Annotated in this window: 13 protein-coding genes; 5 read left to right on the top strand and 8 right to left on the bottom strand. The window is 60.4% G+C overall.

What is annotated here, in order from left to right:
- Positions 1–10: 10 nt before the first annotated feature.
- From AACY07_RS18400 to AACY07_RS18385, 4 genes are read right to left on the bottom strand one after another with little or no spacing between them, the layout of a single operon-like run.
- Entirely contained in the window at positions 11–997 is a 987-nt protein-coding gene (locus tag AACY07_RS18400; protein ID WP_133078864.1) for an ABC transporter permease, read from the bottom strand.
- Positions 990–2,618, bottom strand: coding sequence for an ABC transporter substrate-binding protein (locus AACY07_RS18395; protein ID WP_133078865.1), 1,629 nt, complete (start codon positions 2,616–2,618; stop codon positions 990–992). Before AACY07_RS18395 ends, AACY07_RS18400 begins: the two co-directional genes overlap by 8 nt.
- A gap of 20 nt (positions 2,619–2,638) precedes the next feature.
- The gene (locus AACY07_RS18390) at positions 2,639–3,778 is read right to left on the bottom strand and encodes an LLM class flavin-dependent oxidoreductase (RefSeq protein WP_326427401.1); all 1,140 of its coding nucleotides are present in this window, start codon (positions 3,776–3,778) and stop codon (positions 2,639–2,641) included.
- A gap of 36 nt (positions 3,779–3,814) precedes the next feature.
- Entirely contained in the window at positions 3,815–4,393 is a 579-nt protein-coding gene (locus AACY07_RS18385; protein ID WP_339476616.1) for a helix-turn-helix domain-containing protein, read from the bottom strand.
- A gap of 281 nt (positions 4,394–4,674) precedes the next feature.
- Here AACY07_RS18385 and AACY07_RS18380 point away from each other — a divergent pair, with 281 nt between their 5' ends.
- The gene (locus AACY07_RS18380) at positions 4,675–5,697 is read left to right on the top strand and encodes an aldo/keto reductase (protein ID WP_219262400.1); all 1,023 of its coding nucleotides are present in this window, start codon (positions 4,675–4,677) and stop codon (positions 5,695–5,697) included.
- 228 nt (positions 5,698–5,925) lie between these two features.
- Here the strand turns inward: AACY07_RS18380 and AACY07_RS18375 are convergent, their stop codons facing one another.
- The 4 genes from AACY07_RS18375 to AACY07_RS18360 form a co-directional block, all read right to left on the bottom strand.
- On the bottom strand, positions 5,926–6,474 hold the full coding sequence (locus tag AACY07_RS18375; protein ID WP_046810696.1) for a cupin domain-containing protein: 549 nt from the start codon (positions 6,472–6,474) through the stop codon (positions 5,926–5,928).
- 208 nt (positions 6,475–6,682) lie between these two features.
- Complete coding sequence (locus AACY07_RS18370; RefSeq protein WP_133078329.1) at positions 6,683–7,966, bottom strand: NAD(P)/FAD-dependent oxidoreductase; 1,284 nt, start codon at positions 7,964–7,966, stop codon at positions 6,683–6,685.
- Between the two features lie 52 nt (positions 7,967–8,018).
- Positions 8,019–9,509: an aldehyde dehydrogenase gene (locus tag AACY07_RS18365; protein WP_338648829.1), complete on the bottom strand. Its 1,491-nt coding sequence runs from the start codon at positions 9,507–9,509 to the stop codon at positions 8,019–8,021.
- Between the two features lie 181 nt (positions 9,510–9,690).
- Entirely contained in the window at positions 9,691–11,067 is a 1,377-nt protein-coding gene (locus AACY07_RS18360; RefSeq protein WP_339476613.1) for a glutamine synthetase family protein, read from the bottom strand.
- 278 nt (positions 11,068–11,345) lie between these two features.
- On the opposite strand from AACY07_RS18360, the gene AACY07_RS18355 reads away from it, so the two are divergent.
- The 4 genes from AACY07_RS18355 to AACY07_RS18340 all read left to right on the top strand — a co-directional run bounded on the left by AACY07_RS18355 (position 11,346) and on the right by AACY07_RS18340 (position 15,269).
- The gene (locus tag AACY07_RS18355) at positions 11,346–12,107 is read left to right on the top strand and encodes a gamma-glutamyl-gamma-aminobutyrate hydrolase family protein (protein WP_339476611.1); all 762 of its coding nucleotides are present in this window, start codon (positions 11,346–11,348) and stop codon (positions 12,105–12,107) included.
- 215 nt (positions 12,108–12,322) lie between these two features.
- Entirely contained in the window at positions 12,323–13,465 is a 1,143-nt protein-coding gene (locus AACY07_RS18350) for an ABC transporter ATP-binding protein (RefSeq protein ID WP_133078326.1), read from the top strand.
- Complete coding sequence (locus tag AACY07_RS18345; protein WP_133078325.1) at positions 13,462–14,382, top strand: ABC transporter permease subunit; 921 nt, start codon at positions 13,462–13,464, stop codon at positions 14,380–14,382. The genes AACY07_RS18350 and AACY07_RS18345 overlap by 4 nt, the downstream gene beginning before the upstream one ends.
- A complete protein-coding gene (locus tag AACY07_RS18340; RefSeq protein ID WP_133078324.1) occupies positions 14,379–15,269 on the top strand; it encodes an ABC transporter permease subunit in 891 nt (296 codons plus the stop codon). The genes AACY07_RS18345 and AACY07_RS18340 overlap by 4 nt, the downstream gene beginning before the upstream one ends.
- Positions 15,270–15,282 lie beyond the last annotated feature (13 nt).

Here is a 15,282-nt window from a genome sequence, read left to right as displayed (position 1 = left end):
CAGCTCCTTTTCAGTCGGCCTGGATACGGGGGTCGAGCCAGGCTTGCAGCAGGTCCACGGCGATGTTGATCACCACGACCAGCATCGATGACAGCAGCAGGATGCCCAGCAGCAGGTTGTAGTCGCGGGACATCACCGCCTCCAGGGTGAGGCGGCCCAGGCCCGGCCAGCCGAACAGGGTTTCGGTGACGGCCGCGCCACCGAGCAGGGCGGCAAAATGCAGCCCGGCCAGGGTCGATACGGGCAGCAGGGCATTGCGCAGCACGTGCCGCGACACCACTCGCCAGGGCGCGAGCCCCTTGGCGCGAGCGGTGCGCACATAGTCCTGGCGTTGCACTTCAAGCATCGCGGCGCGGGTCAGGCGGGCATACAGGGCGATATAAAACGTGGCCAGGGCCAGTACGGGCAGCACGGCGTGTTGCAGCCGGTCGAGCAGCCAGGCCGGGCCATTGAGGTTCAGGCCCAGGGTCTGGAAACCGTTGCTGGGCAGCCAGCCCAGTTTGACCGAGAACAGCAGCACCGCCATGAGGCCGATCCAGAATCCCGGGGTGGAGTAGAGCAACAACACCGCCAGTGACAACACGCGGTCAGGCCAGCGCCCGACCCAGGTCGCCATGACGGTCCCGGCAGCAATCCCGATGGCCAGTGCCAGTCCCAGTGCGCCGACCATCAGCAGCAGGGTGTTGGGCAGTCGGTCCAGCACCAGTTGGCTGACCGGCAGGTTGAAGCGTGGCGACAGGCCCAGGTCCAGATGGGCCAGTTGGCCGAGGTAGCGCTGCAGTTGGTCCACCAGGCTCAAGTCCAGGCCGAAATGGCTGCGCCACTGGATCAGCGTCTCGGCGCTGGCGCCCCCGGATTCACCGGCCAGCACGTCTACCGCGTCGCCGGGGATCAGCCGCAGCAGCAGAAAATTAAGTACCAGGATGCCGATCACGGTGGGGATGGCTTGCCATAAGGTGCGCCTCGACAGGCGCCACATTCTGCGCCGTTCAAGCATGCTCGCCCCCTGCGGCGGCCAGGCTGATATTGGCCAGGCTGCTGTCCAGGCCGTTGGCGTCGTCTTCGAAGCCGCTGACCCGCGTGTTGTAGACCGAGACCTGTTGCTGCATCACCAGGGTGATGGAGGGCACTTCTTCGATCACGATTTTCTGGAATGCCTTGAACAGATCGCCGCGTTTTTGCTCGTCGGTCTCCACGGCGGCGCTTTCCAGCAGGCGGTCCACCTCGGGGTTGTTGTAGTGGGTGCCGTTGGAGAAGGGCACACCCTTGCGAAAGTTCTTCGACCAGTACAGGCGTTGAACACCGACGGTGGGGTCGTACAGGGTGCCCATGCCGACCACCGCGAAATCAAAGTCGCGGTCGGTGTAGATCCGCTTGATGTAGGTGGGGAAGTCCTGGGCGCGCAGCTTCACTTCGATGCCAATGCGTGCCAGTGCGCTGCGCACATAGGTGGCGGTGCGGCTGTAGCTGTCGCCGTAGGGCAGCGGGTCGAGGGTCAGGCTGAAACGCCAGGGGCCTTTTTTCTCAAGCCCCGCCTTGTCCAGCAGCGCGTTGGCGGCCTCTGTGTCGAAGGGGTACGGGTTGGGGCCTTCGTAGACGTAGTTGGCAAAGCTTTTGGGAATGGGCGAATAGCTGGCTTCGGCGTAGCCGTAGTACACCACTTTGCGGATGACTTCGCGGTCCAGGGCATGGGCAATCGCCTGGCGGACTTCGAGGCGTGACAGCAGCGGGTGGTCAAGGTTGAACTCAAGAATGGTCGGGGTAATGGTGTAGCGGTAGCCCCGGGTTGTGGCCTTCAATCGGCCGGATTTGGTCAGGCGGTCAAGCTCGCTGAGGGGCACCGGGCTTTGCCCGCCGGCATCCAGCGTGCCGTTTTCGAACGCGGCCATGCGGGCGGCGCCGTCCGGGATGACTTTGAGGATCAGGGTGTCGACCACGGTTGCCGCCGGATCCCAGTACTGCGGGTTGCGTTCGTATTCGATAAAGCTGCCACGTTCCCAGCGCTTGAAGCGGAAGGGACCGGTGCCCACCGGGGCATTGTTGTGCAGGTTGCTCAATGGGTCGCCCGAGGCATACAGGTGCTTGGGCACGATGGGCGTTTCACCTCCGGCAAAGCCGCGAATCAGGTACGGCGCAGGCTTGCTCAAGTGGACGATGGCGGTGTGGTCGTCGGGGGTATCGACGCGCTCAAGGTTGGCGAAGGTGCTGGAGCCTCGGGGGTGGAAGCGCTTGATCAGGTCCAGGGAGAAGGCCACGTCAGCCGAGGTGAAGGGCTCGCCGTCATGCCACTTGACCCCTTCGCGCAGGGTGAAGCGGTAGCTCAGGCCATCGGGTGCGGCCTCCCAGGCGGTCGCCAGTGCAGGGCGGGCGTTGAGGTTTTCGTCATAGGTGAGCAAACCTTCCAGCACCTTGCTGCTGGCCGTGACACTGGTGCCCGCCGTGGTGTTGAACGAACTCAGCGACGGTGGTTCGGGGTTGATCAACAGGTTGAACACCCGCCGCCCGCTGACGGCTTCGCCCGTCGCATCGGCCAGGGCTGAGGGCAGGAACGGAATGCTGGCGCCGAGTGCGGACAGGGCAGACAGGCCAACAACAAATTGACGACGGGTAAAGGGCATGGCGGTCATCCTGGGGTGGGTTAGCGGCGTAAGCCGGCCTGGCGCAAAAGCGGCAAAACGCGCTCGCCAAACTGTTCAAGGTCGGGGGCGAAATCGAAGAAACTCAGTTGCAGGCCGTCGATACCGGCCTCTTTCAGGCGGATGATGTCGCGCACCACGGTCTCGGGGCTGCCGACCAGCTGGATATTGCCGCCCACGTAACGCTCGGCCGGTTGGTGGCCGCGCCAGGCATGGGCATCGCTGGCTTCGCGGGCATGACCCTCCAGCGCACCGGGGTCGCCTGCGGCGGTGATGGCGGCGTGGACTTCCCAGGCTTCGGCATCGCTGTCGCGGCAAATCACCAGCGGGTTGATCAGGGTCCGTACCTGACGGCCATAGCCGTGGGCGGCGTGTTTGATCCGCTGCAAATGCTCGGGCAGCTTGTCCAGCGCGCTTTCGATTTCGGCACTGCCGGGGCTGGTGGTGAACACGATGTCGGAGTGGCGGGCGGCGAAGTCGATGCCTGCGGGTGAGCCGGTGGCGTTGACCAGTACCGGGCGGCCAAAGGACGGTTTGACGCTGACATAGGCCTCTTCGAGTTTGTAATGATCACCGCTGAAATCGACGTTTTCCTGGCTGTGCCACAGCTCCTGCACCACGCGGATAAATTCGTCGGCCTGGCGGTAACGCTGATCATGCTCGATGGGCGCCTGCCCAAAGCGCCGGTGCTCGCGGTGGCGATGGCCAGTGACCAGGTTCAGGCCCCAGCGGCCTTTGCTGATGTGATCCAGGGTGGCGCCGAACTTGGCCAGATGCAGCGGATGCCAGGGGCCGTAGAGCACGTGCAGGGTGGAAATCAGCAAGATCCGCTCTGTCACCGACGCCAGTGCCGCCTGGGTGATGAAGGCATCCAGGGACTCGTCGTGGTAGCGGATATCGCCACCGTAGCCGCCCTTGCCCAGCCATTCGGCCAGAGCGAACACCAGATCGAAGCCCAGCGCTTCGGCGCGCAGGGTCAACTGGCGGTTGTAGTCGAAGGTCCAGGTGGTGCTGCGAGGCAGTGCCGATGGGCTCCAGCCGCCCGATTGCACAGGCAGGAACAGGCCCAGAAACAGCGGTTGCTCGAAGGCGCGGGACAGCGGGCTTTCAGGGAAATCCAGTGGGGATAGCTGACGTGACAAGGCGAAGGCTCCAGGCAGTGGGTAGGCAAAAGCGGGCTATTCCTGCACTTGCGCAGGGCTGGTCACCAGATAGGCGACGGCTTCGCTGTCTCTCGGGTTGTGGCAGGTGTGGGGTTGTTCGGTGCTGAACAGGATTGAGTCGCCAGTGTTCAGGACGATGAGTTCGTCATTGAGGGTCAGCTCCAAAGTGCCTTGGGCGACCACCAGGTTTTTTTGCCCGCTGTTGGGGTTGCCCGGCAGGTTCTGCCTGGCCTGGGGGCTCAGGCGCAGCTCATGGAACGCCACCGTCGGTTCACCGTGCTCGGGGGGCAAGGCGCGGCGGATAACGGTGCCGGGGTCGAGAAATTCGGCGATCGACACCTGAAGTGCGCCTGCCACCTTGCACAGCACTTTGACCGAGGGAAAACTGCTGCCGGCTTCTATCTGCGCAATCATTGCCCGCCTCACGCCGCTGGCATGGGCCAGCCCTTCCAGGGTCAGCTGGCGCTTGTCGCGCAGGCGCCGCAGGTTGAGGCTGATACGTTTGGCGATAGGGTCGTCGCCCTGTTGATCGCGCTCGGGCAGGCTGAAGGGAACACTGCCGCTGCTGTCGAGAAAACCGGTTGGGATATTCATGGGCGCGAACCTGCAGCGGGAGTGAGTGCAGGTGAATAGTCAGGGCCATGGGGGCGACGGCTCATGATGATTCCTTTTCATGCGGTCCGAAAAGTCATGAGATTACCGAGGGTTTTTTAGATCCATAAATAATTAATTAAGCCGTTTAAATGCCATTTATGTATAAGCGAAATCTTGGCAAAACGGCTCTATGGTTATGCTTCGTTGGGCGTTGACCGCTTCAGCCCCGCTGACTACTGTTTGCGCCACTTGATTTCACGATCACCACGCAGGGAGTCATCATGAGCGACATTCAGTACCGCAACCTGGGCCGCAACGGTGTGAAGGTTTCGCCCATCACCCTGGGGACCATGATGTTCGGCGGGCAGACCCCGGACGACGTCGCCCGGCGTATCACCGACCGCGCGTTTGAGCAGGGCATCAACTCCATCGACACCGCCAATGGCTACAACGGGGGGGCTTCGGAAGAGGTGGTCGGTCGCTTGATCGGCGAGCGCCGCCAGCAATGGGTGCTGGCGACCAAGTTCGTCAATCCCGACCCGGGCGGTAGCGGGCCGAACAACAGTGGCGCCTCGCGCCAGAACGTCATCGCCTCGGCCGAAGCCAGCCTCAAGCGCCTGAACACCGACTATATCGACCTGTTTTACCTGCACCGCGAAGACCATGACACGCCGGTGGACGAAACGCTTCGAGCCCTTGATGACCTGATCCGGGCGGGCAAGATCCGCGGTTACGGGCTGTCCAACCATCGAGGCTGGAAGCTGGCCGAATTCAGCCGCAGCGCTGACCTGCTGGGCATCCAGCGGCCGAGCGTGAGCCAGCCGCTGTACAACCTGGCCAACCGCCAGATCGAAGTCGAGCACCTGCCTGCGGCCGAGCATTACGGCATTGGCGTGATCTCTTACAGCCCGTTGGCCCGTGGCGTGCTGACGGGCAAATACGACCCTGATCAGGCACCGGGCCAGGACACTCGCGCCGGGCGTAACGACCCGCGCCTGCAACAGACCGAGTGGCGTCCCGAATCTCTGAACCTGGCCCAGCGCATACGTGAATACGCCGAGGGGCAAGGCATCACCGCAGGCCAGTTCGCCCTTTCATGGGTGCTGAACAACGCTCTGATCACCTCGGCCATTGCCGGTCCGCGTACCGAACAGCAATGGGAAGACTACGTACCGGCGCTGAACTACAGGTTCACTGCGCAGGACGAAGCGTTCATCAATGATCTGGTGGTGACGGGGCACTCATCGACACCGGGCTACAACGACCCGAGCCATCCATTCTTTGGGCGCCGGTCGCGGGTGTAAATGAGCGATCGCGTCGCCTGCATCGCAGGCAAGCCAGCTCCCACAGGTTCTGTGTTGAACACAAATGTTGGTGTGTCTGTGGGATACCTGGCAGGCCGCGTCGTCTGCATCGCAGGCAAGCCAGCTCCTACAGGTCCTGTGTTGAACACAAATGTTGGTGTGTCTGTGGGAGCGGGCTTGCTCGCGATGGCATCACCGCGAGTTACCTGGCAGACGGGGTCGTCAGGATCAGAAGTTGGCCGGTGTGTTGGCGCTGATGATCTCTGCCTCATCCGCGCCAATATTGCGAAAACGGTGGGGCAGGGTGGTCGGGAAGTAATAGCCGTCCCCGGCATTCAATATGCTGATTTGCCCGTCCACGGTGAGTTCTACCGTGCCGCGGGCAACCAGCCCGCATTCTTCCCCTTCGGCGTGCACGATCGGCTCTTCCCCGGAGCTTGCACCCGGCGCGTATTGCTCGCGCAATAACCGCATTTGCCGACCCGGCACCGAAGCGCCTATCAGCAGCAACCGCAAACCATCACGCCCCAGGTCCGGCTGTTCATTGGCGCGGAAGACGTATTGGTGTTCGCGGGGGGGCTGGTCGAAGGTGAAAAAGTCGGCCAGAGACATGGGGATGCCTTCCAGCAACTTTTTAAGGGAGCTGACAGAAGGACTGACGCGATTCTGTTCGATCAGGGAAATGGTGGCATTGGTGACGCCGCTACGCCGGGCCAGCTCGCGCTGGGACATTTTGTAGCTTTCGCGTACTAATTTGAGTCGTGAGCCCGTGTCCATGACAGCCTTATGTGAGAACTACTTAAGGGTGATGGGGGAGATGGCGGTCGACGGATGCTGCAAATCGCACCGTACCCCTGTCCCAGAAACGTGAAAGGCGACTATTAAATCACGTTTGTTCGTGTTGCTCAGCAGGTTCGGTAAATAGCGCAGGCCAACCCTGATTGCCGGAGTGGGAGCGGGCAAGCCCGCTCCCACAGGGGCGCAGCTAGATCCCGAAACGGTCGCGCATTGCGTAGTACGCAGCGCCCATGGCAGTCAGCGGGACCTGGAAGGTCCGGCCACCGAGCATGGGCATGTGCGGCAACGAGGCAAACGCATCGAAACGCTCGGCGTCACCGCGGATCATTTCAGAAATCAGTTTGCCCGCCAGGTGCGAGCAGGTGACGCCGTGACCGCTGTAGCCTTGCATGTAGTAGGCGTTTTTCTCGATACGCCCGAATTGGGGCATGCGTGACATGGTCAGCAGGAAGTTGCCGGTCCAGCGGTAATCGATCTTCACGTCCTTCAATTGCGGGAAGGTCTTGAGGATTTTCGGCTTGATCAGTTGCTCGATGTCGTCCGGCTCGCGGGCACCGTAGACCACGCCGCCGCCGTACAGCAGGCGGTTGTCGGCCGTCAGGCGGTAGTAGTCGAGCAGGTAGTTGCAGTCTTCAACACAGTAGTTGTGGGTGATCAGGCTACGGGCGACGTTTTCCGCCAGCGGCTCTGTCACGACAATTTGCGAACCGCAGGGCATGCTTTTGCTGGTCACGCGACTGTCCAGGTTCTGCGGCAGGTAGGCGTTGCCCGCGATCAGCAGGTACTTGGCCCGAACCACCCCTTTGGCGGTGCGCACGGTGATCGGCTCGCCGTAGGTGATTTCCACTGCAGCCGACTGCTCGAAGATCTTGCCGCCCAGGCCGATGATTGCCGACGCTTCGCCGAGTGCCAGGTTCAGCGGGTGGATGTGTCCGCCCTGCATATCCAGCAGGCCGCCCACGTAGTTGTCGCAACCCACTTCACGCTTGATGTCGTGTGCATCGAGCAGTGTCAGGTTTTGGTTGCCGTAGCGTTCCCAGCTGTTTTTCTGCTCGGTCAGGCCTTTGAGCTGCTTTTTGTTCAGCGCCGCAAAGATCCCGCCGGGACGGTAATCACACTGGATGTCGTAGTGCTGGATGCGCTGACGGATGATGTCGGCGCCTTCAAAAATCATGCTGCCAAGCACTTCGGCAGTCTTGTCACCGTAGCGCGCTTCGATGACGTCCACGTCGCGGCTGTAGGAGTTGACCAGTTGACCGCCGTTGCGACCGCTGGCCCCGAAGCCGACTTTGGCGGCTTCGAGCACGGTGACGCTGTAGCCTGCTTCGGCGAGGAACAGGGCTGAAGACAGGCCGGTGTAGCCCGCGCCGATCACGCAGACATCGCATTCCACCAGCTCTTCAAGCGTCGGGAAGTCGCCCGTGTGGTTGCGGGTCGCGGCGTAGTAGCTGTTGATGTGTGTCTGTTTCATAAGTTTCTCCGATGGCTGTCGACACGTGCTGGCGACAGCCGTCGCAAAGGTGTCAGAGCTTGATCCAGGTGGCCTTGAGCTCGGTGTATTTGTCGAACGCATGCAGGGATTTGTCCCGACCGTTACCCGACTGCTTGAACCCGCCAAACGGCGCAGTCATGTCGCCGCCGTCGTACTGGTTGACCCATACGCTGCCGGCGCGCAAACCGCGAGCAAAGGTGTGGGCCTTGCTCAGGTTGCTGGTCCATACGCCTGCGGCCAGGCCGTAGATGCAGTCATTGGCTATCGCCAGCGCTTCTTGCTCGGTGTCGAAGGTGATCAGCGACAGCACCGAACCGAAGATTTCTTCCCGGGCGATGGTCATGGCGTTGGTCACACCGTCGAAGATGGCCGGTTCCACGTACAGGCCTCCGGTGTCTTCGAGGGTGCGATTGCCGCCTGTGAGCAGGCGTGCGCCCTGGTCCTTGCCGATCTGGATGTAGCGCAGGACCGCTTCCATTTGGCGCTGATCGACGACGGCACCCACGGTGGTTGCCGGGTCCAGGGCATGGCCCGGTTTCCAGGCTTGCATGGCCTGGACCAGCAGGGGAATGAACTGCTCGCGAATCGAGCGTTCCACCAGCAGGCGCGAACCTGCGGTGCAGACTTCGCCCTGGTTAAAGGCAATGGCGCTGGCGGCTGCTTGCGCGGCGGCGGGCAAATCCGGCGCGTCGGCAAACACCACGTTAGGGCTCTTGCCGCCCGCCTCGAGCCACACCCGCTTCATGTTGCTCTGGCCCGAGTAGATCAGGAGTTGCTTGGCAATGGCTGTCGAGCCGGTGAAGGCCAGGACGTCGACGTCCATGTGCAACGCAAGCGCTTTGCCGACGGTGTGCCCGAAGCCCGGCAGGACGTTGAACACCCCTTTCGGGATACCGGCGTCCAGTGCCAGTTGCGCGATGCGGATCGCCGTCAGTGGCGATTTCTCCGAAGGCTTGAGGATGAACGAGTTGCCTGCCGCCAAGGCCGGGGCGAACTTCCAGCTGGCCATGATCAGCGGGAAATTCCACGGCACGATGGCCGCCACAACACCAGCAGGTTCACGGGTGATGAGGCCTAGTTGATCGTGGGGGGTGGGCGCGACTTCGTCGTAGATTTTGTCGATGGCTTCGGCGTTCCAGCGAATCGCGTTGGCGGTCGCCGGGATATCGATGGTCATGGAGTCGCTGATGGGCTTGCCCATGTCCAGGGTTTCCAGCAGCGCCAGTTCTTCCTGGTTTGCCAGAATCAAATCGGAAAAACGAATCAGGATGCGCTTGCGCTCAGCCGGGGCGAGCCTGGCCCAGACGCCGGATTCAAACGCCTTGCGAGCAACGATCACCGCCGCATTGGCGTCGGCTTCGTCGGTGCTGGCGACGTTCGCCAGAAAGCGACCGTCCACCGGGCTCATGCATTCGAAGGTTTCGCCGCTGAGTGCCGGACGGTATTGACCATCAATGAATGCCCGGCCTTCTAGTGTCAAAGACTGAAAGCGTTGCTCCCAGTCACTGCGAGTGTTTGCCATTGGAGTGACTCGATGCAGGGGAAAAGGGGTCGCCGGACGTGCAGGCGACCCATTGACGAGTGGAGAAAACACAGGCGCCGGGGAGGGGGCTTGCCCGCGCAAGCGGTGTGTCAGGCGACATCCATGCTGGATGTGCCGACGACATCGCGGGCAGGCCCGGGTCCCACAGCGGATTGGTCCATCACACGGTGTGCAAGTACCAGTTGTACTCAAGGTCCGAGATGGAGTTCTCGAACTCGGCGAGTTCGCTTTCCTTGCAGGCGACGAATACGTCGATGTACAGCGGGTCGATGTACTTGGCCATGACTTCGCTGTCGTCCAGTTCGCGCAAAGCGTCACGCAGGTTGTTCGGCAGGCTCTGTTCGTTTTGCTCGTAGCTGTTGCCTTCTACCGGTGGGCCTGGCTCGATTTCGTTGGTCAGGCCGTGGTGAATACCGGCCAGTACAGAGGCCATCAACAGATACGGGTTGGCATCGGCGCCGGCGACGCGGTGTTCGATGCGCACGGAATCGGCAGAACCGGTTGGCACACGCACTGCCACGGTGCGGTTATCGATGCCCCAGCTTGGCGAGTTCGGTACATAGAACTGTGCACCGAAACGGCGGTATGAGTTGACGTTCGGACAAAGGAAGGCCATCTGCGCGGGCAGGGTCTCCAGCACACCGCCGATCGCGTGACGCAATGGGGCGTTCTGCTCGGGATCCTCGCTGGCAAAGATGTTGTTGCCTCCTTTGTCGAGAATCGAAATGTGCACGTGCAGCCCGTTGCCCGCCTGGCCCGGATACGGCTTGGCCATGAAGGTGGTGTCCATCTCATGGTCGTAGGCGATGTTTTTCACCAGACGCTTGAGCAGTACCGCGTAGTCGCAGGCCTTGATGGGGTCGGACACGTGATGCAGGTTGACTTCGAACTGGGCCGGGGCGCTTTCCTTGACGATGGCGTCAGCCGGAATGCCTTGCTCTTTAGCGCCTTCAAGAATGTCTTGCAGGCAGTCAACGTACTCGTCCAGGTCGTCGATCAAATACACCTGGGTCGACATTGGACGCTTGCCTGACACCGGCGACCGTGGCGATTGCGGGCGGCCGTTCACGTTGTCCTGATCGATCAGGTAGAACTCGAGTTCAAAGGCTGCACAAATCGTCAGGCCCATGTCATCGAATTTGGAGACGACCTGACGCAGCACTTCCCGCGGGTCAGCGAAGAACGGCTGGCCTTCCAGTTCGTGCATGGTCATTAACAGTTGTGCCGTCGGACGTTTCTGCCACGGCTCGATGCACAGGGTGTTGGGGATGGGGTAGCAGATCCGGTCCGAGTCACCGATATCCAGACCCAGGCCGGTGCTTTCCACCGTAGAGCCGTTGATATCGAGTGCAAATAAGGAGGCGGGCAGGTTGATGCCTTTCTCGTAAACCTTGTGAAGACTGGTGCGCTCGATGCGCTTGCCGCGCACCACGCCGTTCATATCCGCAATGAGAAGGTCGACGTACAAAACCTCAGGATATTTCTTAAGGAATGCGTTCGCTTCATTGAGCTGAACTGCGCGCAGGGGAACCGACATGATGCACCTATTATGTTAATTATTATGTTCACTGCCCTTTCACGAGCTCAGTCAATCCGAAAGGTTTAGTGAAGTCAATAGCGAACACCCTGTCTTAAATCGTTATTTTTTAGGGCGGATGAGGGCTTTTTGGTCTCTGATAAGCCATTTCTAGCCTGAGAAGGCTGATGATTTGCCTTGAAGTGTTTTAGATTTTTTACATTGGAGTTGTTAATTAAAATCAACAAGACTAAGCTCCGGAAAAGCTCGTTCAAGTGTGAAACTTCGAGGTGATAAAAATGGCACTCAAGCCATTGATCGGCGTTACTGCATGCGTCAAACAGATTGGCCTGCACCCTTACCACGTCAGCGGCGACAAGTACTTGCGTGCTGTCAGCGTCGCGTCTCTGGGGTTGCCGGTGATCATTCCTTCCCTGGGGCAACTGACCGAAACAGATGAGCTGCTCGCCCATCTGGATGGTGTGTTGTTCACGGGTTCGCCTTCGAATGTGGAGCCATTCCACTATCAAGGTGCCCCCAGCACGCCGGGCACGGATCACGATCCGGCGCGTGACGCCACGACCCTTCCTCTGTTGCGTGCGGCCATTGCTGCGGGCGTTCCGGTGCTCGGCATTTGCCGGGGTTTCCAGGAAATGAACGTGGCATTCGGTGGCAGCCTGCACCAGAAAGTCCACGAGCTCCCCGGCTTTCTCGATCACCGCGAAGCGGATCACCCGGACCTGGCCGTGCAGTACGCACCGGCTCATGACGTCGAGGTGCAGCCGGGTGGTGTCTTCGACGCGCTGGGCTTGCCTCGCACGTTCCAGGTCAATTCGATTCACAGCCAGGGCATTGATCGCCTGGCCCCCGGCCTGCGTGCCGAAGCCGTTGCACCGGACGGTCTGATCGAGGCAGTTTCTGTCGAGTTCAGCCAGGCTTTTGCCGTGGGTGTGCAATGGCATCCGGAATGGCAGGTTCAGAACAACCCTGTCTACTTGAGTATTTTCCAGGCGTTTGGCGATGCATGCCGGCAACGAGCATCTCTTCGTGATTCAAGCTGACTGACGGTTTTCATCTTCGCTTATGGATTGGGCTGTCTGCGTAAGCAGGTGGGCGTTTCTTTGCGTGTCAGTCCCTCACGGCAACACACCGCGATAACAACAAGTACAACCAGGCAACCGCAAATGCGGCGCCGAATGAGCCCGTTCGCTGCGGGTTATCCACTACTAAGTCGGGCCGCGTTGGCCTGGCGACTGAAACCTGTTGGGAGTTTCATATGGCAAACGCCTCCAGTACCTATAGGAAGGCTCTTGAAGGTCACCAGGCACCGAAGAAAGTGTTGGTAAAAGTCGACCGTGTTACCAAGAAGTTCGACGAAACCATCGCTGTTGACGATGTGTCCCTGGAGATCCATCAAGGTGAAATCTTCGCCCTGCTCGGAGGCTCCGGCTCCGGAAAGTCGACCCTCCTGCGCATGCTGGCAGGCTTCGAGCGCCCAACAGAGGGCCGTATTTTTCTCGACGGTGTAGACATCACTGACATGCCGCCCTACGAGCGGCCGATCAATATGATGTTTCAGTCATACGCGCTGTTCCCGCACATGACCGTGGCGCAGAACATCGCCTTTGGCTTGAAGCAGGACCGCTTGTCCGCCAGTGACATTGAGGCCCGCGTTGAGGAAATGCTGCGACTGGTGCACATGACCCAGTACGCCAAACGCAAGCCGCACCAATTGTCCGGTGGTCAGCGTCAGCGCGTGGCCCTGGCCCGCTCGCTGGCCAAGCGCCCGAAACTGCTGCTGCTCGATGAGCCGATGGGCGCGCTGGACAAAAAACTGCGCTCGCAGATGCAATTGGAACTGGTGGAGATCATCGAGCGGGTTGGCGTGACCTGTGTGATGGTGACCCATGACCAGGAAGAAGCCATGACCATGGCTGAGCGTATCGCCATCATGCACCTGGGCTGGATTGCTCAAATCGGTAGCCCGGTCGACATCTATGAAGCGCCTGTCAGCCGGATGGTGTGCGAATTCATCGGCAACGTGAACTCCTTTGACGGTTCGGTCATTGATGACGAGGAGGGCTACGCGATCATCCACAGCCCGGAACTGGATCAAAAGATCTACGTGGGCCACGGCGTGACGACGTCCTTGCAGGACAAATCGATTACCTACGCCATCCGCCCGGAAAAAATGCTGGTCAGCACCCTCAAGCCCGAGTCGGCCTACAACTGGTCCCACGGCAAGGTGCATGACATCGCCTACCTGGGTGGTCACTCGGTGTTTTATGTGGAACTGCCCGGGGGCAAGATCGTCCAGTCGTTCATGGCCAACGCCGAACGCCGTGGCGCGCGCCCTACCTGGGACGACGCGGTCTACGTGTGGTGGGAAGACGACAGCGGCGTGGTACTGCGCTCATGAACATGCGAAAACTCAAGCGCCGACTGCAACGAATAACCCCCGGTGGCCGTCAGTTGGTCATCGGGATTCCATTCCTGTGGCTGTTTTTGTTCTTCATGCTGCCGTTCTTCATCGTTCTTAAGATCAGCTTTGCCGAAGCCGACGTCGCCATTCCGCCCTACACCGAGATCTACGGTTACGTTGACCAGAAAATTCAGCTGCTGCTGAACCTGAGCAACTATTCCATGCTGGGTGACGACGAGCTGTACATCGCCGCCTACCTGGGCTCGCTGAAGATGGCCTTTTTCAGCACCCTGTTGTGCCTGCTGATCGGTTATCCGATGGCCTATGCCATCGCCAATGCGCGCAAAGAGATGCAGACCGTGCTGGTGCTGCTGATCATGATGCCGACCTGGACCGCGATTCTGATCCGGGTGTATGCCTGGATGGGCATCCTCAGCAACAACGGCCTGCTCAATGGTTTCCTGATGTCGATGGGCTGGATCAGCGAACCTTTGCAGATCCTCAACACCAACATCGCGGTGTACATCGGCATTGTGTATTCGTATCTGCCGTTCATGATCCTGCCGCTGTACGCCAACCTTGTGAAGCACGACACCAGCCTGCTGGAAGCCGCGTCTGACCTGGGTTCGAGCACGTTCAACAGCTTCTGGAAAATCACGGTCCCGTTGTCGAAAAACGGCATCATCGCCGGCTGCATGCTGGTGTTTATCCCGGTGGTGGGCGAGTTCGTGATTCCGGAACTGCTCGGCGGTCCTGAAACCCTGATGATCGGTAAAGTGTTGTGGCAGGAATTCTTCAACAACCGTGACTGGCCCGTAGCGTCCGCGCTGGCTGTCGTCATGCTGGCGATCCTGATCGTGCCCATCATTCTGTTCAACCGCAGCCAGGCTAAAGAGCTGGAGGGCAAGATATGAATCGCATCCGTTTTTCTAGTTTTATGTTGGTCGCGGGGTTGGTGTTCATCTACCTGCCGATGCTGATCCTGGTGATCTACTCGTTCAACGCCTCCAAGCTGGTCACGGTATGGGGCGGCTGGTCGCTGAAGTGGTACGCGGGGTTGCTGGACAACACGCAACTGATGGGCTCGGTGATGCGCTCGCTGGAGATTGCCTGTTACACGGCGATTGCAGCCGTCGCGCTGGGCACCCTGGCGGCGTTCGTGCTGACCAGAATCTCGCACTTCAAGGGCCGTACGCTGTTTGGTGGCCTGGTAACGGCGCCGCTGGTGATGCCTGAGGTGATCACGGGTCTGTCGCTGTTGCTGCTGTTCGTGGCCATGGCGCAGATGATCGGCTGGCCGCAAGAGCGTGGCCTGGTCACTATCTGGATCGCCCACACCACATTCTGTTCGGCCTATGTGGCGGTGGTGGTGTCGTCACGTCTGCGCGAGCTGGACATGTCGATCGAAGAGGCGGCGATGGACCTGGGTGCCAAGCCGTGGAAGGTGTTCTTTCTGATCACCATCCCGATGATCGCGCCGTCACTGGCTGCCGGGGGCATGATGTCTTTTGCCCTGTCGCTGGACGATCTGGTACTGGCCAGCTTCGTGTCGGGGCCGGGCTCCACGACCTTGCCGATGGAAGTGTTCTCGGCGGTGCGCCTGGGGGTCAAACCCGAGATCAACGCCGTGGCCAGCCTGATCCTGCTGGCGGTGTCGCTGATGACCTTCATGGTGTGGTTCTTCGGCCGTCGTGCTGAAGAGCATCGTAAAAAGGCTATCCAGCAAGCCATCGATGAGTCGGCGGCAGAGTCCTGGAAGCAGCCTGACGTGCGTGGCGGGCAGTCGACAAGCGCGGCTTGAGCTCGCGTCATAA

Source organism: Pseudomonas sp. RL_5y_Pfl2_69 (assembly GCF_963970465.1).
Taxonomy (GTDB): domain Bacteria; phylum Pseudomonadota; class Gammaproteobacteria; order Pseudomonadales; family Pseudomonadaceae; genus Aquipseudomonas.
This window is presented reverse-complemented; position numbering and strand designations above follow the sequence as displayed.